Genomic DNA, 20616 nt, shown 5'->3' on the forward strand with positions numbered 1-20616 from the left:
TCAGGGCCAGCGTCGAGCGGGCGTTGCGACGCGGTGGCGCGACGCTGATCGAAGTACCGATCGATCGCCAGGCGAGCGTCGCCAGGCGCCGGGAGTTCTGGCAACGGGGTGCCGCGGCACCGGTTTAGTGTGAAGGGGATCCTCAATGGTCGTCAGATCGCCCGGGTCGCGACCTTCGGCGAGGGCCTGGATGGTCCGCCGCAGCAGCTTGCCCGAACGGGTCTTGGGCAGGACGCTGAGGAAGTGCACGTGACTCGGGCGAGCGATCGCGCCGAGGCTGGCGTCCACCTGCTTCATTACCGCCTTCTCGAGCGCAGCTACCAGCTCTGGCGTGGCGATGCTGTCGGCGCTCTTGACCACCGCGAAAGCCATCGGCATCTGACCCTTGAGCTTGTCGGCAACACCGACGACGGCAACTTCGGCAATCGCCGGATGTCCCTGGATGGCTTCTTCGATCTCGCGCGTCCCCAGACGGTGGCCGGCAACGTTGATCACGTCATCGGTACGGCCGAGGATGTAGTGATAGCCTTCCTTGTCGGCGATACCCCAGTCGAACGACGAGTAGACCTGCGGCTCGCGGAAGAGCGTGAAGTAGGTCGACACGAAGCGCGCGTCGTCGCCCCAGACGGTCGACAGGCAGCCCGGCGGTAGCGGGGGCAGGATGCCGACGATGCCTTTTTCATCCGGATCGCAGATCGTGCCGTCTTCGCGGAAGATCTTGAGGTTGTAGCCATAGACCGGGAAGCTCGGCGTGCCGTAGCGGATTTCGGTCTTCTCGACACCAGGCATGGCCGACAGCATCGGCCAGCCGCTTTCCGTCTGCCAGTAGTTGTCGATCACCGGCAGGCCGAGTTCGCCCATCAGCCACTCGTGCGTCGGCTGGTCGAGAGGCTCGCCGGCCAGGAACAGATGCTTGAGCGTCGACAGGTCGTACTTGTGCATGTACTCGGTGTCGTGCTTCTTGAGCACCCGTGCCGCCGTTGGCGCCGAGAACATGACGCTGACCTTGTATTTCTCGACGATCTGCCACCAGATGCCGGGATCGGGACGCAGCGGCGTGCCTTCGTACATGACGGTGGCCATGCCGGCGAGCAGCGGACCATAGACGATGTAGGAGTGGCCGACGACCCAGCCGATGTCGGAGGTGGCGAAAAAGGTCTCGCCGGCTTCGCCGCAGAAGATGTTCTTGATCGACGCGGCCAGGGCGACGGCGTAGCCACCCGTGTCACGCTGCACGCCCTTCGGCTTGCCGGTGGTTCCGGAGGTATAGAGGATGTAGGACGGCTCGGAGGACTCCAGCCAGACGATCGGCACGTCGGCGTCCATGACCTTGGCGCGTTCGGTCGCATAGTCTACGTCGCGACCGGCGACCTTGTTGAAGCCCTTGTCGATGCCACGATCGATCATCAGGACTTTCGCCGGCTTTTTCTCGGCCAGGGAAATTGCCTCGTCGAGTAGGCCCTTGTAGGGGACGGCCTTGCCGCCGCGCATGCCGGCATCGGAAGAGACGATCAGTGCCGGCGTTGCATCGTCGATGCGGGTGGCCAGCGAACCGGAGGCGAAGCCACCGAAAACGACCGAATGGATGGCGCCGATGCGCGCGCAGGCGAGCATCGCGAAAGCCGCTTCAGCGACCATCGGCATGTAGATCAGAACGCGGTCGCCCTTGCCGACGCCGAGATTTTGCATGATCGCCGCCATGCGCATCACTTCGGCTTTCAAGTCGGCGAAGGAATAGACCACTTCCTGGTCGGTTTCGGTCGAGATGAAGACCAGCGCGCGGTCGTTCGGTCGCGTCGCTGCGTGCCGATCAACGGCGTTGTAGCAAAGATTGGTTTCGCCGCCGACGAACCATTTGGCGAACGGTGGCCGGGAAAAATCGAGTACCTGGCTGAATGGTGTGTGCCAGTCGATGAGTTTGGCCTCTTCTCCCCAGAAAGCGTCCGGATTGTCGATTGATTTCTTGTGAAACTCTTGGATTGTCGTCATGAGACTCCCTCGTGCAAAATTTAAACCACGTGCTGCAGTGGAAACCACGCCTGCCGGGTGTCTTCGAGCGCCTAATGCTCCCGGTCAAGCGTCCTTTTTCGGAGCTCTGCCAAAGGCAGACCCAACTTCAATTCCCTTTCCAGTAATTCCAGGAAGGGCAGTGCTTCTTTGCTCAAGCGCAGGAGATGCGGGATCACCGCGTTCTCGTGTCCAGCCTTGATCAGGTCGATGGCATGGCCGAGGCGTGGCGCCGGTTGCTGGCGCGACGGCTTCTCAGCACAGGCGACGACGCGATTGCCACCTGCCTGTTGCGCCGTCTTGAGGCGCTGAGCGGCCAGAGTGAGCAAGGACGACGCCGAGTTTAGACGATCAACCGGGGTATTTGCCACCCCGACGCTGACCGACAAATCGAGGCGCTTGCCGTGCACCGCGATATTGGCTACCGCGAAGGCCTCGCGAAGGCGATTGGCGAAGGCTTCGCAGGCCGGGTAGGGGGTACCCGGCGAAACGACGGCCAGATCGCTGCCGGAGTAGTGGCCGAGGCTGTCCTCCTTGCGCACCTTGGTGGCCAGCATGCTTGCGAAACGTTTGTGCAACTCTTTGACCAGATCGTCGCCGTGCTCGTCGCGCAGTGCGTCGAAGCGGTCGAAGCCCATGATCAGAATGCTCACCGGACTCGCGTGGCGCAGGGCATACGAGATCGCCTGCGCCGCCTGTACTTCGAGGCGCTGGCGGGTGGGTAGTCCGGTATCGGGGTGCTGGGTGTCGCGTTCCGGATTTTCACGGAGGACGTTCTGCGCCTGGGCCAGGCGCAGTGCCGAGTCGATGCGCGCCAGCAGTTCGCTGGCACCGATGTTGCTGACGATGAAGTCGGAGGCGCCGAGCGCGCGGGCGCGCGCATTGGCCTCCTCATTGTTGCTGGCGATCATCAGCACCGGAATCTGACGCAGGCGGGCCAGCCGCGACGTGCGCAGTCGCGCCAGCAGACCGTCGCTATCCAGTACCGGCATTGACATCGACAAGGTGCAGATCACCAGCTGCAGCGAATGATCGATGACCAGCGCCTGCCAGCCGCCTTCACCATCGCCTTCCTCGCGGAAGTCGTACTGGTCGCGGATGAGCTGGATGAGCTGGGTGCGAACGCTTCGCGATGCATCGACAATCAGGATGCGAGGCCGTTGCTGCGGAGTGTCCATCGCGGTGGGCGCTGGCAATCAAGGCCAGGGCGTCAAGTGCCGCCCACATTGACCACCACCCGGCCATGCGCACGACCCTTGAGGAAGTCGTCGAACACCTTGGGCAGTTCGTCGAAAGCGATGCAGCGCGTCATCGACTGCAGATGCTGCGGGCGCAGGTCGCTCGCCAGACGCTGCCAGACGCCGCTGCGGTACGGCTCGCCAATGTAACCGGAATCGATTCCCAGCAGGCAGGCGCCGCGCAGGATGAAAGGCATTACCGTCGTATTCAGTGACGGGCTGGCGGCCAGACCGATGCTGGCGATCGTTCCACCCTGTTTCATGGTGCTGACTATCCAGGCCAGAACCTCGCCGCCGAGGTTGTCTACGGCACCAGCCCAGAGCGTCTTGTCGAGGGGTCTGATGCGCGACAGGTCGAGCGCCGAGCGGAACATCACTGCTGCCGCGCCCAGGCCTTTGAGGTAGTCGACTTCGCTTTCCTTGCCGGTCAGTGCCGTGACCTGATAGCCACGCCGGGCCAGCATGTCCACCGCCAGGCTGCCGACGCCACCGCTGGCGCCGGTGACGATCAGCGGACCCTTGCTCGGTTGGAGACCGTTTTCCTCCATGCGCACAATTCCCAGGGCCGCCGTGAAGCCGGCGGTACCCAGGGCCATCGCTTCGTACAGCGATAGCCCGGTGGGCAGGGGGACGACCCATTGCGCGGGCACTCTGGCGTATTCGGCATAACCACCGTGGTGCGCAACGCCAATGTCGAAGCTGGTGGCAATGACCGCGTCGCCGACGCTGAAGCGCGCGTCGCTGCTCGCGGCGACGGTTCCCGAGAGGTCTATGCCGCCGACGCAGGGGTAGCGGCGGATGATGCGGCCGGCGCCGGTTGCCGCCAGCGCGTCCTTGAAATTAACGCTCGAGTAGGCGACCTTGATCGTCACTTCGCCCGCATCCAGTTGCGCTTCCTCGAGCTTGACGAAGTCGCTTTTGGTGACACCTTCCTGTTCATCGACCAGATACGCTTTGAAGGGACTCATGCAGGCTCCGTACGTTGGATTGGATGATGGGGTTGAGCACAACAAGGAGTCGAGCACAACTCGAGCACTACACATGGGGCGAAGCTGCCGCCTCGATGACCGTCAGGACAGTCGGGGATTATAAACACAAAGCCCAGCAGCTTTGTGCGCCAACCCGCGTCATCGCCCTTGCCAGAATTAGAGGGTTCGATGCGGGTGCCCGCGAGACAAACAATATAGCGCGTTTGTTCCCCTGCTCGTATGTGCAGTGCAGCATTGCCACGAACCTGATTTTTCTAGGATATCTCATTTAAGTGAGTCGCTTGCAGTGCTTGTTTCGATCGGTTTCTGGGATAGCTGCGGCTGAACTGGGGGTTTACAGTGTGACTTTTTTCACATAAATTCCGCCTCTATGCTCAAAAAATACCTTCTCTCTCCTCTTTTCGCTGCCGCGCTGATGGCTTTTCCAGTGGTCCTCCCAGGAAAAGCCGGCTCGGTTTACGCCACCGAATTGCACAGAATTGTCGAGGATGCGTCGTTCTTCGAGCGCTACACCAACAGCGCTCAGGACCTGATTCTCAAGGGCCTCGAACTGATCGGCATCGACTATCGCATGGGCGGCACCAATCCCGATGTCGGTCTGGACTGCAGCGGTCTGGTGCAAGTGGTTTTCAAGGAGGCGATCGGCATGTTGCTGCCGCGCACGGCCAGAGAACAGAGCCAGGTGGGTGCGGTGATCGGTCGCCAGGAGCTGAAAGCCGGAGACCTTGTTTTCTTCAACACCATGCGGCGCGCGTTCTCGCACGTCGGCATCTATCTCGGTGACAACCGCTTCCTGCACGCGCCGCGCTCCGGTGCCGAAGTGCGCATCGAGGATATGCGCCAGAGTTACTGGATCAACCGCTACAACGGCGCCCGTCGCCTGCTGGCTCGCGAGGAGCAGCAAAGCATCGTTCGCTAACGGTCGTGACCGGAACGGTGGCTACGCCTTGGCCGAACCCGCGGCCAGAGCGACTCCGCCTCAACGTCTGGTGCAGACGTCTCCGACGGAGGAGTGCGATCGAGTTTCAGTCGCTGAAGGCGTCCGTCTGCCCGGGTCGTCGCAGCATCTTGTTCACCTCGTCGGAGTGCAACTCCTCTTCGACGATCAGTTCGCGGGCGTATTCCTCAAGCAGGACATGTTTTCCTTCGGCAAGTCGCAGCAAACTGTAGTAAGCCTCGCGGGCCACGGTTTCATGTTCCAGGCTTTCGCGCAGAATATCTCCGATATCGTGCCGATGTGTTTCCAGCAGGGGACCTATCGCCAGTGATGGGTGGCCGCCAAGCAAGGTCACCATTTCTCCCGCACGCGCGGCATGAACCAGACTTTCGTCGGCGTTCTTCTTCATCCAGTCGACAATCGGAATACGGTTGTAGCCGTAGACCATCAGCGCGTAGTGCGTGTAGCGCACGACGCCGGACAGCTCCAGCTCCATGATCTTGTTGAGGATTGTAATGGCCTCTTGGCGGTCGATCTGGCTCATCTTTTTGCTCCTTGGTGGTCGTTCATTGGTGGGGGGGGCTGTATCAGGCCGCTGTTAGCCAGCGCCCTGGTGGCGGTGCTCAAAATGCCAGCTGCAGACGGGCGCCGGCAACGGTGGAGTCGGGTAGCGAAAGCCCGGGATGGAAAATGCGCTGGATCAGCGGTTGCACGATCACGCCGCGTGCGAGCTGGAGCTGATAAGTTACTTCGACGACGGTTTCCGCAGTAGACGACAGCGGCGTGCCAAGATCGGCCGCCAGCAGTTCACGTCCCTGTGGGCCGACGTGCGCGCGCGTTGCTCCGATGCCGAAGATGTCGTCTTCACGGCCAGCGAACACGCCCTGCCAGGCGATACCGGCGCTGACCGAGTAATCGATGTTGTTGGTCTTGCCGTCGGTAACGCCGTAGCGCACGAAGGCCGTCAGGTTGCGATTCGAGTCGGGGACACGATAAAGGGTCTGTTCGCCGAGAATGTAGGCGCCCCAGTGCGTCGTGGTCTTGGGATCGCCCGCCGAGTTGACCGCCACCAGCTCCGGGAACTGCGGCGTGAAACGCCAGGCGCCAACGGCGAGCTTGCTGATGGGTTCGAAGCCACCCGCGTCGCTGGCGGCCGGATCTGGCTCGCCGAGCGTCACGCCCAGTTCGGTCGGACGCAGGCCGACTTCACCGATGACCATGCTGCCGCTACCCTGTTGCCAGCTGATGTTGGGGCCGGCAGTCGCTGCACGCTCGGTCGTAACGCCATGGGTGACGGCCAGCATTGCGTACCAGGCAGGATCCGGATCGATCCGCAGACGGGTGCCCCAGGTGCTGGTCGGGTAGATCGCAGGACCTGCCAGGGTGCCGAAATCACCGGCTTCGGCGGACATCCCGAACGACGGATGCAGAAAAACGCCCGACGAATCGGTAACGTAGAACTCGGAGTCGATCGGGTAAAGGCCAAGCCGCAGTGAGCCTTTGTCGTCGGGGAAGGACTGCTGCAGCCAGGCCTGGAAGATGCCGCTGCGGTTGACCGGCGCTTCGATGTTGTCTACGCCCATCAGGCTACCGACGTAGTTGAGATTGACGCGTTGGCCGCTGTTGCTGATCAACTGCAGGTACGCCGATCCGCCCTGCCAGCCGAGCAGCTTCTCGCCGTCGACTTGCAGGATCAGGTCGACATGACCCATGTAGCCGCCGCCGCGTTTCAAGCCACCAGTATTGTTACGGAGGTAGTCAGCGGTGTAGAGAAGCTCGAGCTCGGCACCTTTGTCGTACAGGCGCTGACGGGCACCGCCCCAGTCGCCGGTGAGGGTGCTTTCCTGCCAGTTCGGCGCAGCGACGTCAGCGCTCGCGATGGAAATCATCTCGCGCGCCGGCCCGCTCTCGCCCTGCCGGATTTCGTCTGCCCTTGGCAATGCCCCCGGGTCGTCCCCGGCTGCAGCATGCGCAGGCGAGGCTTGAGTGAAAAGGAAAGTGAGCAGCAATGCGCTGCGTGCGGCGCCGAATGCGTCCTTGGACATCAACATACAGTTTCCAAAAAAATTGGCGAGAGCCTGTCTCGCGGACCATGACTATTGTCAAAGCTGCCCAATCGCAGCGAGAACCCAAAGGAATGAGTTTGTAATGTACATGCGAATCATTCGCGTTACCATGCTTTGGCTGAACTTTTTCATGTTCACAATGATGGATCGTCAAGCGACCCGAATCTCACATGTACAAACACGAACGCGTCGCATTTACAGCGAGCTCTACGCTTGTTAGTATCCGTTGGTAACAAGAGTTATTCGCATTTCAATCAATGGAGGTATGACATGAAAGTTTTGTTTTCGCGTTCGCTGTTGACTCTCGCTGTGGTGGTCGCTGCGTTCGGCAGCAGCGTCAGCCAGGCCGAGGAGAAAGTGCTGAATCTTTATTCAGCGCGGCACTATCAGACTGATGAAGCCTTGTACCAGGGTTTCACCGAGCAGACCGGAATCACCATCAAACGTATCGAGGGCAAGGAAGACGAACTGCTCGAACGGATCAGGAACGAGGGCGCGTACAGCCCGGCGGATATCCTGCTCACCGTCGATGCCGCGCGGCTGTCGGCCGCGCACGAACTGGGCCTCTTTGCGCCAGTCAGCTCGCCGCTTCTCGAGGCGCGTATTCCGGCCAATCTGCGCACTGTCGACTGGTTTTCGTTCTCGACGCGTGCGCGCGTCATCGTCTATGCCAAAGGCGTCGTCAAGCCCGAGGAAGTGCAGACTTACGGCGACCTGGCCAATCCTCGCCTGAAGGGAAAAGTCTGCTCGCGTTCGGGCTCGCATCCCTACAACCTGTCACTGATGGCGTCGATCATCGCCCATCAGGGCGAGGCCAAGGCCGAGCAATGGGCGAAGGGCATGGTGGCCAATTTCGCGCGCGCGCCGAAAGGTGGGGATACCGATCAGATCCGGGCGGTGGCTGCTGGCGAATGCGCGGTGGCGGTCGCCAATACCTACTATCTGGCGCGCCTGATGCGTTCGGACAAGCCCGAGGACCGCACGACGATGGACAAGATCGGCATCGTCTGGCCTGACCAACAGAGCTATGGAGCGCACATCAACGTCTCCGGTGGCGGGGTTCTCAAGCACGCGCCGCACAAGGAAGCCGCGCTCAAGTTCCTCGAGTATCTGGCCAGCGACCAGGCGCAGCGCTATTTTGCCGACGGCAACAACGAGTGGCCGGTGGTGGTCGGGATGAAGATCGACAATCCGGCGCTGATTGCGCTCGGCAAGTTCAAGGCCGACTCGCTGCCGGTCGGCTCGCTGGCGATGTATCGTGCCAAGGCGCAGATGATCTTCGATCAGGTGGGGTATCGCTGATCGCGCCGATCGCCGCAGCGGTGTCAGCGATGGCGGCGCGAAATCTGCCGTGACAGCGCGATCAGCGGTAGCAGTCCGACAACGACGATGGCCAGCGACGCGCCGGCTGCTTCGGCGAGCCGTTCGTCTGCGGCCAGCGTATAGGCTTGCGTGGCCAGGGTGTCGAAATCGAAAGGGCGCATCACCAGCGTCGCCGGCAACTCTTTCATGACGTCGACGAAGACCAGCAAGCTGGCGGTGGACAGGCTGCTGCGCAGGATCGGCAGGTGCACCCGGCGCAGCGTTGCGCTCTGACCGAGGCCCAGGCTGCGCGCCGCATCGTCCATGTTCGGGGTGATTTTCGCCAGGCTGGTGCTCACCGCCTGCAAGGCGACGGCCAGAAAACGCACCAGATAGGCGTAGATCAGCGCCGCGATTCCGCCCGTGAGCAGCAGGCCGGGGTTGGCGCCGAACCAGTCCTGCCACTGGCCGGCCAGCCAGATGTCGAGGCGGCTGACCGGGATCAGGACACCGACGGCGATGACTGAACCGGGGACGGCGTAGCCGAGGCTGACCAGGCGGTTGAGGGCGCGCGCCAGCAGCCCTTTCGACAGGCGTGCGCCGTAGGCGAGCAATACCGCCAGCGACACGGCGATGATTGCGGTCAGGCCGGCGAGCACGAAGCTGTTGCGTACCATGACGAAGAAATGTTCGCCGAAGCGCGCCTCGCCGTTGGCCAGAGCCAGGCGCAGCAAGAGGTAGGCCGGCAACAAGAAGCCGATGGTTAGCGGCAGCGCACACACTGCGCTGGCCAGCCAGCCGCGCCAGCCCGACAAGCGCTGGCCAGTGCGTGGCCGGTTGCGTGCGGTGGTGTCGTAGAAGCGCGAGCGGCCGCGGGAGAGCCGCTCGATGGCCAGCAGCAACATCACGAAGCCGAGCAGCGCCGCCGCCAGTTGTGCTGCGGCAATGCGATCACCGAGCGAGAACCAGGCACGATAGATGCCGGTGGTGAAGGTCTGCACGCCGAAATATGAGACCGTCCCGTAATCGGCAAGCGTTTCCATCAGTGCCAGCGCGGCGCCGGCCGCGACGGCAGGCCGGGCCAGCGGCAGCGAGACGCGAAAGAAACCGCGCCAGGGCCCGAGGCCGAGTGTGCGCGAAGCTTCGAGCATGCCGCTGGCACGCTCGATGAAAGCCGTGCGGGTGAGCAGATAGACGTAGGGATAAAGAACGAAGACGAACATGGCGACGGCGCCGCCCAGGCTGCGCACTTCCGGAAACCAGTAGTCGGCCTTGCTCCAGCCGAAGTATTCGCGCAGGAAAGTCTGCAGGGGGCCGACAAACTGCAGGAAATCGGTGTACATGTAGGCCAGAACGTAGGCCGGCATGGCCAGTGGCAAGACCAGCGCCCATTCGAAGACGCGCCGACCGGGAAATGAATGCATGGTCGTCAGCCAGGCTGTACTGACGCCGAGAACGACCACGCCCACCCCGACCGTCAGGCACAGCACCAGAGTGTTGGCGATGTAGTCCGGCAGCACGGTTGCCGCCAGGTGCGACCAGGTCGTTCCGGTACCGCCGCTGAGGATGTTGGTCAGCACGCTGGCCACCGGCAGGCCGACCAGAGCGGCGACGGTGGCAGAAACGACGAGCAGGGGGTTGAGCGGTGAGCGGATCATGATTCAAGTGTGTAAATGAGAATTATAATTGACAAGCGGCCTGGCTCCTTGCTGCTTCACGTCCTGGCTGACGTCGGCAAGCACTGAGCACCTGGCCCCACCGCCCACCGACCCACCGACCCACTCCTCACGAGGCTTCGATGGCCCATCTCGAACTCGAAGGAATCGTCCAGCGCTACGGCTCGCATACCGTCGTCGATGGCGTTGGCTTCAATGTCGAAACCGGCAGCATCGCCTGCCTGCTCGGACCTTCGGGCTGCGGCAAGACGACGCTGCTGCGCTGCATCGCCGGCTTTGAAACGATCGCTGCCGGCGAGATTCGCGTGCAGGGCAGGGCCGTCAGTCGCGCCGCTTGGCGGCTGCCGCCCGAGAAACGTGAGATCGGCATGGTTTTTCAGGACTACGCGCTTTTTCCGCACCTGACGGTGGCGGCCAACGTCGGTTTCGGTCTCGCTGGCCTGGCCGCCGAGCCGCGTAAAGAGCGCGTCGCCGAGCTGCTGGCGACGGTTGGCCTCGCTGGCCAGGGCGGCAAATACCCGCATGAACTGTCGGGAGGGCAGCAGCAGCGGGTGGCGCTGGCCCGTGCGCTGGCGCCACAACCGCAGTTGCTGCTCCTCGACGAACCGTTCTCCAATCTCGACGTCGGTCTGCGCGAGCGCCTGTCGCTCGAAGTGCGTGACATTCTCAAGAGTCAGAACATTACTGCGGTGCTGGTCACCCACGATCAGCACGAAGCCTTTGCCATGGCCGACGAGGTCGGCGTCATGGCCGCCGGCATCATTCAGCAATGGGATAGTCCGTATCGCCTTTACCATCAGCCGGTCAACCGCTTTGTCGCCGATTTCGTCGGGCAGGGCGTGTTCATGGCTGGCAGGGTCATCGATGAACGGCACGTACAGGTCGAGCTCGGCGTTCTCGAATCGCGTTTGCCGCTTGCATGCAGCCAGGGCTGCGCTGCCTGTGGTCAGGGTTGTGGCGTTGAAGTGCTGCTCCGTCCCGACGACATCGTTCACGACGACCGCAGCGAACTGCTTGCCGAAGTCCGGCTGAAGGCTTTTCGCGGCGCGGAAATCCTCTATACCTTGAAGCTCGCCAGTGGCGTCGAAGTCCTGTCGCTGGTCCCGTCGCATCACAACCATGCCCTTGGCGAGCTGATCGGCATCCGCCTCGACGTGGACCACGTCGTCGCTTTCAAAACGCCGATGCAAAGCTGTGTGCCCAGCGCACAGAGCATTCCGTTGTCTCGATGATTCCCTGGCTCGAAGGCAAAGCCCCTTTTCCGCCACTGGAACGGGCGCTGCACGAGCCCAACGGCCTGCTCTGTGCGGGTGGCGACCTGTCGCCGCAACGCCTCCTCAACGCCTACCAGCACGGCATTTTCCCCTGGTACGCGAGCGGCGAACCGATCCTCTGGTGGAGTCCGGATCCGCGTATGGTGCTTGATCCTGCCGACTTCCGCATTACGCGCTCCCTGCGCCGTCGCCTGCGTGCCGGTCGCTACCAGGTGAAACTGGACAGTGACTTTCCGGCGGTCATCCGCGCCTGCGCGGAAGCGCCGCGCGACGGTCAGGACGGCACCTGGATTTCTCGCGAAATGCAGCACGCCTACTGGCAGCTGGCGCAACTCGGTTTTGCGCATTCGGTCGAGACGTGGATTGATGGGGAGCTGGTGGGCGGTCTCTACGGAATGGCCATCGGACGCATGTTTTACGGAGAATCGATGTTCGCGCTGGCCACCGATGCCTCCAAGATCGCCGCTGCACACCTCGCGCGCTTCCTTGAGGGCGAGGGATACGGCATGATAGATTGCCAGATGAAAACCGCGCACCTGGCGTCTCTGGGCGCGCGTGAAATCCCGCGTGCCGATTTCATGGCCCGTTTGCGCGCGCTGATCGCCGTGCCGTGGCAGCCGGGTCGATGGCCGGCCGACGGCGCCAACCAAGCCTGGAGGTAGTTGTATGGCGCGCCTCAATGACTCGGAACTGCCGTTCTCCCTGCTGCAGTTCTACTCGACGGCCCCTTACACCTGCAGCTACCTGGCGAATGAGCGGGCGCGTTCGCAGGTCGCCGCACCAAGCCATCTGATCAGCACCGAGATTTACGGCGAACTCGTGCGCAGCGGTTTTCGACGCAGCGGCCTGTTCACCTACCGGCCGAAGTGCGACCACTGTCAGGCCTGCATCCCGGTACGCATTCCGGTCGATCTGTTCCAGCCCAACCGCAGCCAGCGCCGCAGCGTGCACAGGCACGCGCGCCTGCAGGCGCGCGAGTTGCCGCTGTGCTTCCATGAGCAGCACTATCAGCTTTACCTGCGTTACCAGTCGGCGCGGCACGCCGGTGGCGGCATGGACGAGGACAGCCATGACCAGTACGCACATTTCCTGCTGCAGAGTCGCGTCGACACCCGCCTCATCGAATTCACCGAGAACGGTGTCTTGCGCATGGTGAGCATCCTGGACGTGCTCAGCGACGGTCTTTCTTCGGTCTACACCTTTTACGATCCGGATCTTTCCCCGGCCAGTTTCGGCACCTACAACATCGTCTGGCAAATCAGCCAGTGTGCGGCCAACAAGCTTCCTTATCTGTACCTGGGTTACTGGATCCGTGACAGCCGGAAAATGGCTTACAAGGCCAACTTCAAGTCCATTGAGGGCCTGTTCGACCGGCAGTGGGTCGATCTGCGCGCGCGCCTGGAGGCTTAATCGGGCACGTTCTTGGTATAAAATGCCTGCTTTCGCTTCATCCTCAGCTGAATCCATGTCCGTGTCCCGCAAGAAGAGAGCTCCTGCATCGCGCGTCCGTCAAGCGGCGCTCGCTGGGTCGCTGACGCCCGAGGCTCAGGCCGAGAAGACGCTTGCGGCGGGTCAGTATCGCCAGGCGATAGAGCTTTACAAGAGCTTGCTGAAGCAGGAGCGCAGGAGCGAGTGGGTCGACGGTCTGGCCGCCAGCTATGCGGGCCGCGCTGGCGAGCTGGCCGCCAAGGGCATGCTCTCCGAGGCGCTGGTGGTATGGCGGAATCGCGCCAGCCTTTGCGGTCGGCCGCTGGCAGAAGGGCCCTACGTCGAGTGGTTGCTGCGCGCAGGCGAGCATGCTGCTGCGCTGCGCCTGCTGGTCAGCAGCGCCGATCTCTCGCCGTCGGCTATCGCCGAGCTTGAAACACGGCTGGCAGCGGTGGTCTTGACGGCGCCCGCCGAAGCGCTGGCGCAACTCGCCGCCGAGAGTCCACTATCCCGTCATCGTGCGCTCGCACTGGCGGCCATCGCCGCCTGCGCGCGTGGCGATCAGCTGGCGCTCGAAGAGCAACTGCGGGCGATACCCTTTCGCTCGCCATACCGCGATCTCCGCTATCTCCTGAAATCCCTGCTGTTGCTCACCGAAGAGCCGACGCAGGCCGCCGAGCTGATCAAGCGCGTCGCCGCGGGTGGTCCTTTCGAAAGCCTGGCGGCGGTCGTTCGTGCGGCGCTACTTACGGGTAGTCGCTGGCTTGCCGCCCTGCCGGGTCTCGATGACGAGGGGCGGCAGTTGCTGCTGGACCTGAAGGGCTGTCCGCAAAGCCGGCGTTCCCTGCTGCTCAATGTGGCCACCATGGCGACGCTCGATTCCGCACCGTCGCCAGGCAGGGTGCTCGAGCTGTTGCTGCCCCGCCAGAGCGGCTTGCCGGCCAGCGCAGCGATCCTCTGCCGCCGTCTGTTGCCGTACGCAGGCAGACGGATGCCCGACTACGAGCGTGCTTTCGGCACGCTGGCCGAAGAGGAGCGCGAGTGCCTGGCGGCGCTGGCTGCTGAACTGCAGGGCGAGCTGCTACTGAGCAAGGCGCACTGGTTGCGTGCCGCGGGATTGCTTTCCGCGCCGGAGAAAGCGCCGCTGCAGGCGGCGCTGATCCTGCGTCATCTGGTTGAACTGTTCGCCGACGATGGTCGCCGCGGCAAGGGTATGTCTGCACAGTGCCGCGACTGGCTGGAGCGTAGTCTGGCACTCGACCCGGCTGACGTTGGCACGCACCTGAAGCTGATCCAGAGCCATCGGCAGGCTGGCGACCTGCGGGCGGCGCGCACCGCTGTCGACCAGGCGCTGGCGCACTTTGCCACGGACCCGGCGGTGCTCCTCGAAGCGGTCGAAACGGCTCTCGCCGGCAACGCGTTCAAGAAAGCGGTGGCTCTGGCGAAGCGTGTTCTGGCGCTCGACCCGATCAATTCCCGGGTGCGCGCCTTGATTGCTCAGGCGCACATTTCGCACGCACGCAAACAGATTCGCGCACGACGACCGGAGGCAGCGGGCAAGGAGCTCGATCTGGCCGAGCAGTGGCTGACTTCGGCGAGCGAGAAAAGTGTCATCAAGCTCCTGCGCGGCCTGAGTGCGACCGATGCGCAGGCAAGCGCACTGCTGCACGAAGCGGTGGCCGAATTCGGCGGCAATCTCCTGGCGGCTTTCCACGTCTTGCTCGAAGGCGCTCGCCTCGGTGCTCAGCTGACACCTACGCTGCGTCGTGCCGGTATCAAACTGTCGGCGGCGACGACGGCGCGCGAAGTGCTGGCCGTGGTGCACGCCATCAACGCCTTGTGTGAAGTCGGGCCGCGGACTTTGGCCACCGTTCTGGACGAGTTGCGCGCACCGTTGCGGGGTGCTGCGCGTCATGACTTCAGCGAATCCGAAAGGATTTCGATTTGCGAAGCACTGCTGCGCCGGAACGAGCGCTCCTTGCTGCAGGCCTACGCTGACGCCGGCCGGAAGCGCTGGCCCGAGCGGCCGATCTTCGTTTATTTCCACGTTTTCGCCCGCCACGGTTCTGCGGCCTACCTGTTGATATCCTTAGACGAAGGCATGGCGCTCGAGGAAGCCCTGGACAAGGCGCGCGAAGAAGGCGATCAACGCACCGCGCTGCGCATTCGCGAGTTGCTGTCACCGCCGCCGGCGAAGTTCGACGACGAGGATGCAGACGATTTTGACGATTTCGGAGATCTGGACGAGTTTGGCGAAGCCTTCGCCAAGGTGGAAGAGATGTTGTTCACCAATCCACGCGCCGCCCTGGAAATGCTGTTCGATATGGCTGGCGAAGAAGCAACCATCAACATGGCCCGCGAAGTTTTCCCGGCTGGTGAGTTTAGTAAAATGGAGCGTGCCGCGGGGGGGAATCGCAAGAAACTGGCCCGCTTGCTGATCGAGTGCGTCGCCGAAGAAATTCGGCCTGTCGCCGGGAGTGCTCAGCCTGACCCGCTGCCGCAGCCGCAGCCGCTGCCGCAGCCTCCGCCCTCACCACCTTCCCGCGTTGCCCCGAAAGCGAAACCGCCGGTTCACGATGACCGGCAGAGAGACCTGTTCGATGATTGATCCCTACCGCATTCTTGGCGTCGAGATGGGCGCCAACGACGAGACGATTCGAGCTAAGTACCTGGCAGCGATTCGTGAATCGCCTCCCGAGCGCGACCGCGAGCGCTTCGAGAGCGTACGCGCAGCCTACGAGGCGATTTCCGACCATCGCCGACGCCTGGCACACCAGCTCTTCGACCGTTCATTGCCAAGCGTAGACGACTTGCTGTATGCGCTGAGCAGCGACTTCGCGCCGGCTCTCCCTAGTGAGCAGCGTGTGCTGCGCGTGCTGGGGGCGAAATGACGGAAATGACGCCAGTGTTCACGGAAATGCAGACGCTAGCGCCAACGGCCTTCCCTGCCGAGGAAAGAGAGCGCGTGGAGCGTCTGGTCGAGGAGTTCCGTGCCTACCTGGAGGACGCCGCGCAGCTGTCTGAGCCGGGCGATGCGTGGGACGGTGAACCGCTCGAGAGCCCATTGCCGGCAGTCGACCTGAGCACTCTGCTCGCCGAAATGGCGGTGCTCAAGAGCGAACTGCGTCTGCAATCGCGTCAGTTCAAGAATACCCTCGATGAGTTGCGCTGCTTCGGCAACGATCTGCGCGCGCACAGCGAGCGGCTGCAAGAGGAGCTCGAGCGTGCCCGCGAGCAGGCGGCATCGATCCAGGGGCAGACCACACGGCAGTTCCTGCTCGCTTTGCTCGACCTGCGCGACCGCCTGCAGAGTGGCGTGGACGCCGCGCGGCGACCGCCGTCATCGTTTCTCGAACGCCTGCTTCCTGGCCCGACGCGTCTTGCCGCCAGCCTGGCCGAGGGGCAGCGCCTGACCCTGCAACGCCTCGACGAGCTGCTTGCCGCCCATCGCGTACGGCCCATCCGGGTCGTCGGCGAAAGGCTTGATCCGCAACGGATGCGCGTTGTCGGTCTCGAAGCCGCTGCGGCGTCGGCCGCGATCCCCGACGGTAGCGTTCTGCGTGAAGTTCAACGCGGATTTTTCCACGACGGCGAGCTGCTGCGCATCGCCGAAGTCATTGTCAGCAAGAAAGCGAACAGAACATGACAGAAACCATTATCGGCATTGATCTGGGGACCACCAACTCCGAGGTGGCCGTCGTCCGCGACGGGCGCGTCGAGGTCATCGAGGTGGCTCCGGGGGTCCGTATTCTCCCTTCCGTGGTCGGTGTCGCCGATGACGGGACTCTGCTGGTTGGCGAAGCCGCGCGCAACCAGTACGTCTTGCATCCCGAGCGCAGCGTACGTTCAATCAAGCGCCGTATGGGCGAATTGGGCGCGGTGCAAATGGCTGGCAAGGACTACAGTGCGCAGGAAATCTCGGCGATGATCCTGCGCCGCTTGCGCGAGATTGCCGAAGCCCATACCGGCGAAACGCTCACCAGGGCGGTGATTACGGTGCCCGCGTATTTCTCCGATGCGCAGCGCCAGGCGACGCGCGAGGCGGGCGAGATTGCCGGCCTGGAGGTGATGCGCATCATCAACGAGCCGACCGCCGCCGCGCTGGCCTACGAAAGCTGTCACAGCGGCGCGCGCAAGGCGCTGGTCTATGACCTCGGTGGCGGCACTTTCGACGTCTCGGTGGTGAATCTGGAAAGCGATGTCGTCGAGGTGCTCGCCAGTCACGGCAACAATCACCTGGGTGGCGACGATTTCGATCAGAAACTCGTCAGCTTTGCGGTCGAGCACCTGCGCACGACGAACACGATCGATGTTCGTGACAACGCGGTGGCCATGGCTCGCCTGCAGCGCGCCGCCGAAACGGCCAAGATCACCTTGTCGGAGCAGCCGTATGCCAGCTTGAGCGAGGAGTATCTGTGCGAGAAGGACGGCGTGCCGGTTCACTTGTCGCTCGAGATTTCCCGCCCCGAATACGAGGACATGATCGAGCCTTTTGTCGCCGAGACCCTCGCCGCGGTGCATGTGGCGCTCAGTGGTGCCGGATTGACGGTCAGCGAGATCAACGAGATCCTGCTCGTCGGCGGCGCTACTCGCACGCCACTGGTGCAGCGCCGACTGGAAGAGGAGCTGGGTCTGCAGCCTCGCGCAGAGGTGGATCCCGATCTCTGCGTCGCCATGGGCGCCGCCATTCAGGCGGCGGTGATTGCTGGTGCGCAGGCACCGACGGTGCTCGTCGACGTCACTCCTTACACCTTCGGCACCAGTGCCATGGGGCCTTTCAACGGTGAAATGTATCCCTACTGCTTCGTGCCCTTGATCCGCAAGAACACGCCGATTCCCGTCTCGCGGAGCGAGGGCTTCGGCACCCTTTTCGATGGCCAGACCAGGGCCGAGATCAACGTCTACCAGGGCGAAGATCCCGATGCGCTGAACAATATCGCGATCGGGCGCTTCATGATCGAGGGGCTACGCGACGCCCCCGCCGGTAATCCGCTGATTACCACCTTCTCGCTGGATGTGAACGGCATCCTGCAGGTGACTTCGCGCGAGAAGGAAAGCGGCCTGGTGCATTCGATTACCATCGACAACGCCATCAGCGCCTTCTCTGGCGACAAGTTGCTGGCCGCACGCGAGCGGATCGACGAGCTGTTTGGTGAGCAGGAGGCGGCGGAGCGCCCCGGCGGGGCCGATGCTGCGGGCACTGCCGATGGTCGGCGACTGCGCATTGAAGCAACGGCGCTAATCGAAAAAGCCGAGCGCCTGCTGACCACGGCGACCGCCGAAGATGCCGAGGACCTGGTGAACGCCATCGAGGCGGTCAAGGATGGTCTTGGCGGATCCGCGGACGAGCTGAAAACGCCTACCGATGCGCTGGCCGATCTCCTCTATTACCTTGATGCCTGAACATCTCGAGCGCTGTCCGGCGTGCCGTGCGCGCCTGACTGAGGCCGCCACCTGTCCCCGTTGTGGCTGTGATTTTTCGCTGCTGCGGCAAGCCGAGCTTGCGGCGGCTCGCCGCCTCGCGCAAGCCGCGTGTTTGCTGGTTGGCGGCGACAGGGCCGCCGCGGGCAGGCAGGTTGACGCCGCTTTGGCACTACAGCGAAGTCGGCTTGCGCTGGCGATGCAGGCCTTTCTGGCTGGCGCGTCGCCGCCTGACCGGAAGCAGCACCCGGAGGAGGGGGCCCGCTTCCCGGCGCCAGGTGACGAAGTCCCTCCGCCAGGATTCATGACCGAGCCTTGCAGCGAGTGATGTTTCGGCAGGGGTAAGGCTTGCCGAACCGAACGGGCTCGGGCGCGCGTTTGCCGCTAGGCGGGATCGCCGCCGTTGGTACTCGCCGCTGTTCGACTGCGGGGTGTGCTGGGTGTGCTGGGTGTGCTGGGTGTGTCCTCGGTGGCGAGCACTTCGAACAAGGTCGCCATCCCTTTGGCGGCATGTTCGAGGGCTTTCGCATCCTGTTCGGTGACGCTGCCAGGGGCCGCCTGGAGACCTTGTGAAATGTCGAGAACACGCTCGCCATGCTGCAGCAGCCGGCTGCGAATGGCGTTGAGGAGTTGTAGTTTGGCGATGCCGGCACTGCGTAGATCGTGCATCGCTTCGTCCTTTTCCTCGTCGCTGTTCGCGCCAGCCAACTCGCGCCGCGCGTTGACCTCGGCCATTGATTCCTTCCACCAGCGCATGAAGGTCGCCCGGTGTTCGACCAGTGAGTTCAGTGATTCCCCCATGGCGTTGATTTCGTCGCGTCCACCCTTCACCGTCGGGACGCGGTGGCTGGGACTGCCGTAGGCCAGGTCGTCGAGCAGTCCGGCCATCAACTGAATGCGGCGCACGATACGCCGGGTGATCAGCACCGCCAAGAGTGCGCCGAGAGCGATGGCGCAGCCGACGACGATCAGACTGAGCTGCGCGCTGGCTTCCGACGATTCGGTAATTTCCACGACGCGGCGGGCCATCATCTGATTGGCCTGGTCCACGTTCTGCTTCACCAGCGGCGCGACAAGGTCGGCGGCGGCACTCATCTCGCGGCTCAGGGTAGCGATGCTGGCGCTTTGCGCGACCAGGGCCAGAAAGTCCACTTGATAATCTTGCAGCAGCCCGAGCAGCAGCGACTTGTCGCTCTCGGCGATCACCGAAGCGGTGATCTGCGCGCGAATGGCGTCGGCGATTTCGACGACCATCGGCGGGTAAGACGCATCGCCGCGCAGCAGGAAATCCTTCTCGCGTCGTCGGAGCTGCAGGACGCTGGTTTCAAGCTTGGGTACGTGATAGGCATTCAGGACGGCTTCGATGCGGTGCGCGGCGTCGCGGAAGGGCCCCTTGCCGTCGCTGACGTTGCCGCCCTTGAGGGCGCTCTCGGCGTAGGGTTCGAAGCTCGTCGCGTATATCGTGAGCTCGGCCAGCAGTTTCTGGCTGACCGCGTCCTGGCGTTCGGACGTCTCCAGCAACTGGCGAAACTCGGCGATCAGCCGGCGCACCTGGTCGCGGTAGACAGGGTCCTGCCGCAAGGCGAGATCCTTCTCGCTGCGGCGAATTTGCAGTAGCAGGGTGTACAGACGGTCGACGTTGTAATTGGCCGCAAGCTCCTGCAGGTGATGCACTTTGTCGCGGAAGCTGCCCTGCAGCCCGGAGTTCTCGTCCAGTCCCATGATCCGCCAGGCGTCGGCGACGGCGTGGAAATTTTCCTGATAGGTGCTCAGCAGGCCCTGCAGGGAGGCCGCGGTTTGTCGGGACTGCGGGTCGACCGCGGCCAGCGCCGCCACTTTGTCGTTCAGCGCCTGCAAGTGCTTGTCGGTTTCTTCGACCAAGGCTTCCCGGTGCTCGATGAGGAAGCGTTTCTCGGCGTCACGTACGGCCGCCAGTTCGATCTCGATTTCCAGCGCCAGCGATTTCCGCACTTCAAAAACCTGGAGTTGGCGGTAGTCGCCGAGCACAGTAGCCAGCGTCTGCTGGTAGTGCCAGGCGACGCCGACAAAAAGCAGGCCGATGACGACGAAGCCGAGGCCGATTTTTTCACCGATGCGTAGTCTGCTGAAGAACCTGTCCATCCCTGCCTCCTTGGCTTATCGCTTAATGTGAAAGTCGCGTATGCGACTTACGAACCTCCCTTCGCCCCCTGCGGGAGAAGGGCCGGGGAAGGGGGACGGTCATTACTTTCATCATCCGGGGTATCTCGACAGTCATAACCGTTAGTCCGGGCGCGTA

16 protein-coding genes are annotated in these 20616 nt (G+C 63.1%); 9 read left to right on the plus strand and 7 right to left on the minus strand.

What is annotated here, in order from left to right; all coding sequences use genetic code 11:
* The 3 genes from V5B40_RS10700 to V5B40_RS10710 form a co-directional block, all read right to left on the minus strand.
* Positions 1-1989 carry a propionate--CoA ligase gene (locus V5B40_RS10700; protein ID WP_332354473.1) on the minus strand — a complete coding sequence of 663 codons (1989 nt, stop codon included), beginning with the start codon at positions 1987-1989 and terminating at the stop codon, positions 1-3.
* Positions 1990-2060: 71 nt separating this feature from the next.
* Positions 2061-3185, minus strand: a complete 1125-nt coding sequence (locus V5B40_RS10705) for a GGDEF domain-containing response regulator (protein WP_332354474.1) — start codon at positions 3183-3185, stop codon at positions 2061-2063.
* A 32-nt stretch (positions 3186-3217) separates the two neighbouring features.
* Positions 3218-4213, minus strand: coding sequence for an oxidoreductase (locus V5B40_RS10710; RefSeq protein ID WP_332354475.1), 996 nt, complete (start codon positions 4211-4213; stop codon positions 3218-3220).
* 391 nt (positions 4214-4604) lie between these two features.
* Between V5B40_RS10710 and V5B40_RS10715 the strand changes: the two genes are divergently transcribed.
* Complete coding sequence (locus V5B40_RS10715) at positions 4605-5153, plus strand: C40 family peptidase (RefSeq protein ID WP_332354476.1); 549 nt, start codon at positions 4605-4607, stop codon at positions 5151-5153.
* 106 nt (positions 5154-5259) lie between these two features.
* Here V5B40_RS10715 and V5B40_RS10720 read toward each other — a convergent pair whose 3' ends face one another.
* Together V5B40_RS10720 and V5B40_RS10725 are read right to left on the minus strand one after the other, a co-directional pair.
* Positions 5260-5715 carry a ferritin-like domain-containing protein gene (locus V5B40_RS10720; protein ID WP_332354477.1) on the minus strand — a complete coding sequence of 152 codons (456 nt, stop codon included), beginning with the start codon at positions 5713-5715 and terminating at the stop codon, positions 5260-5262.
* A gap of 79 nt (positions 5716-5794) precedes the next feature.
* Positions 5795-7216 carry a carbohydrate porin gene (locus tag V5B40_RS10725; RefSeq protein ID WP_332354478.1) on the minus strand — a complete coding sequence of 474 codons (1422 nt, stop codon included), beginning with the start codon at positions 7214-7216 and terminating at the stop codon, positions 5795-5797.
* A 291-nt stretch (positions 7217-7507) separates the two neighbouring features.
* Here V5B40_RS10725 and V5B40_RS10730 point away from each other — a divergent pair, with 291 nt between their 5' ends.
* Positions 7508-8539 (plus strand): extracellular solute-binding protein, encoded by a 1032-nt coding sequence (locus tag V5B40_RS10730; RefSeq protein WP_332354479.1) that lies wholly within the window; start codon positions 7508-7510, stop codon positions 8537-8539.
* Positions 8540-8562: 23 nt separating this feature from the next.
* Here the strand turns inward: V5B40_RS10730 and V5B40_RS10735 are convergent, their stop codons facing one another.
* Positions 8563-10197 carry an ABC transporter permease gene (locus tag V5B40_RS10735; protein ID WP_332354480.1) on the minus strand — a complete coding sequence of 545 codons (1635 nt, stop codon included), beginning with the start codon at positions 10195-10197 and terminating at the stop codon, positions 8563-8565.
* Positions 10198-10337: 140 nt separating this feature from the next.
* On the opposite strand from V5B40_RS10735, the gene V5B40_RS10740 reads away from it, so the two are divergent.
* The 7 genes from V5B40_RS10740 to V5B40_RS10770 are packed head-to-tail and all read left to right on the plus strand — an operon-like array spanning position 10338 to position 18320.
* A complete protein-coding gene (locus V5B40_RS10740) occupies positions 10338-11447 on the plus strand; it encodes an ABC transporter ATP-binding protein (RefSeq protein WP_332354481.1) in 1110 nt (369 codons plus the stop codon).
* Positions 11444-12151, plus strand: coding sequence for a leucyl/phenylalanyl-tRNA--protein transferase (gene aat, locus V5B40_RS10745; RefSeq protein ID WP_332354482.1), 708 nt, complete (start codon positions 11444-11446; stop codon positions 12149-12151). The genes V5B40_RS10740 and aat overlap by 4 nt, the downstream gene beginning before the upstream one ends.
* 4 nt (positions 12152-12155) lie before the next feature.
* Positions 12156-12899, plus strand: coding sequence for an arginyltransferase (locus V5B40_RS10750; protein WP_332354483.1), 744 nt, complete (start codon positions 12156-12158; stop codon positions 12897-12899).
* Between the two features lie 55 nt (positions 12900-12954).
* Positions 12955-15525 carry a tetratricopeptide repeat protein gene (locus V5B40_RS10755; protein ID WP_332354484.1) on the plus strand — a complete coding sequence of 857 codons (2571 nt, stop codon included), beginning with the start codon at positions 12955-12957 and terminating at the stop codon, positions 15523-15525.
* On the plus strand, positions 15518-15808 hold the full coding sequence (locus V5B40_RS10760; protein WP_332354485.1) for a DnaJ domain-containing protein: 291 nt from the start codon (positions 15518-15520) through the stop codon (positions 15806-15808). The genes V5B40_RS10755 and V5B40_RS10760 overlap by 8 nt, the downstream gene beginning before the upstream one ends.
* Before the next feature lie 5 nt (positions 15809-15813).
* Positions 15814-16563, plus strand: a complete 750-nt coding sequence (gene grpE / locus V5B40_RS10765; protein WP_332354486.1) for a nucleotide exchange factor GrpE — start codon at positions 15814-15816, stop codon at positions 16561-16563.
* Positions 16560-18320: an Hsp70 family protein gene (locus tag V5B40_RS10770; RefSeq protein WP_332354487.1), complete on the plus strand. Its 1761-nt coding sequence runs from the start codon at positions 16560-16562 to the stop codon at positions 18318-18320. Before grpE ends, V5B40_RS10770 begins: the two co-directional genes overlap by 4 nt.
* Before the next feature lie 402 nt (positions 18321-18722).
* Here V5B40_RS10770 and V5B40_RS10775 read toward each other — a convergent pair whose 3' ends face one another.
* Positions 18723-20459 (minus strand): methyl-accepting chemotaxis protein, encoded by a 1737-nt coding sequence (locus V5B40_RS10775; RefSeq protein ID WP_332354488.1) that lies wholly within the window; start codon positions 20457-20459, stop codon positions 18723-18725.
* Positions 20460-20616: the final 157 nt, after the last annotated feature.

It is taken from the genome of Candidatus Accumulibacter meliphilus (assembly GCF_036625345.1).
Lineage (GTDB): Bacteria > Pseudomonadota > Gammaproteobacteria > Burkholderiales > Rhodocyclaceae > Accumulibacter > Accumulibacter meliphilus.

Excerpts from the sequence above, each read along its gene's own strand:
- V5B40_RS10700 (WP_332354473.1), bottom strand. The coding sequence starts at position 1,989 with ATGACGACAATCCAAGAGTTTCACAAGAAATCAATCGACAATCCGGAC.
- V5B40_RS10705 (WP_332354474.1), bottom strand. The coding sequence starts at position 3,185 with ATGGACACTCCGCAGCAACGGCCTCGCATCCTGATTGTCGATGCATCG.
- V5B40_RS10710 (WP_332354475.1), bottom strand. The coding sequence starts at position 4,213 with ATGAGTCCCTTCAAAGCGTATCTGGTCGATGAACAGGAAGGTGTCACC.
- V5B40_RS10715 (WP_332354476.1), top strand. The coding sequence starts at position 4,605 with ATGCTCAAAAAATACCTTCTCTCTCCTCTTTTCGCTGCCGCGCTGATG.
- V5B40_RS10720 (WP_332354477.1), bottom strand. The coding sequence starts at position 5,715 with ATGAGCCAGATCGACCGCCAAGAGGCCATTACAATCCTCAACAAGATC.
- V5B40_RS10725 (WP_332354478.1), bottom strand. The coding sequence starts at position 7,216 with ATGTCCAAGGACGCATTCGGCGCCGCACGCAGCGCATTGCTGCTCACT.
- V5B40_RS10730 (WP_332354479.1), top strand. The coding sequence starts at position 7,508 with ATGAAAGTTTTGTTTTCGCGTTCGCTGTTGACTCTCGCTGTGGTGGTC.
- V5B40_RS10735 (WP_332354480.1), bottom strand. The coding sequence starts at position 10,197 with ATGATCCGCTCACCGCTCAACCCCCTGCTCGTCGTTTCTGCCACCGTC.
- V5B40_RS10740 (WP_332354481.1), top strand. The coding sequence starts at position 10,338 with ATGGCCCATCTCGAACTCGAAGGAATCGTCCAGCGCTACGGCTCGCAT.
- aat (WP_332354482.1), top strand. The coding sequence starts at position 11,444 with ATGATTCCCTGGCTCGAAGGCAAAGCCCCTTTTCCGCCACTGGAACGG.
- V5B40_RS10750 (WP_332354483.1), top strand. The coding sequence starts at position 12,156 with ATGGCGCGCCTCAATGACTCGGAACTGCCGTTCTCCCTGCTGCAGTTC.
- V5B40_RS10755 (WP_332354484.1), top strand. The coding sequence starts at position 12,955 with ATGTCCGTGTCCCGCAAGAAGAGAGCTCCTGCATCGCGCGTCCGTCAA.
- V5B40_RS10760 (WP_332354485.1), top strand. The coding sequence starts at position 15,518 with ATGATTGATCCCTACCGCATTCTTGGCGTCGAGATGGGCGCCAACGAC.
- grpE (WP_332354486.1), top strand. The coding sequence starts at position 15,814 with ATGACGCCAGTGTTCACGGAAATGCAGACGCTAGCGCCAACGGCCTTC.
- V5B40_RS10770 (WP_332354487.1), top strand. The coding sequence starts at position 16,560 with ATGACAGAAACCATTATCGGCATTGATCTGGGGACCACCAACTCCGAG.
- V5B40_RS10775 (WP_332354488.1), bottom strand. The coding sequence starts at position 20,459 with ATGGACAGGTTCTTCAGCAGACTACGCATCGGTGAAAAAATCGGCCTC.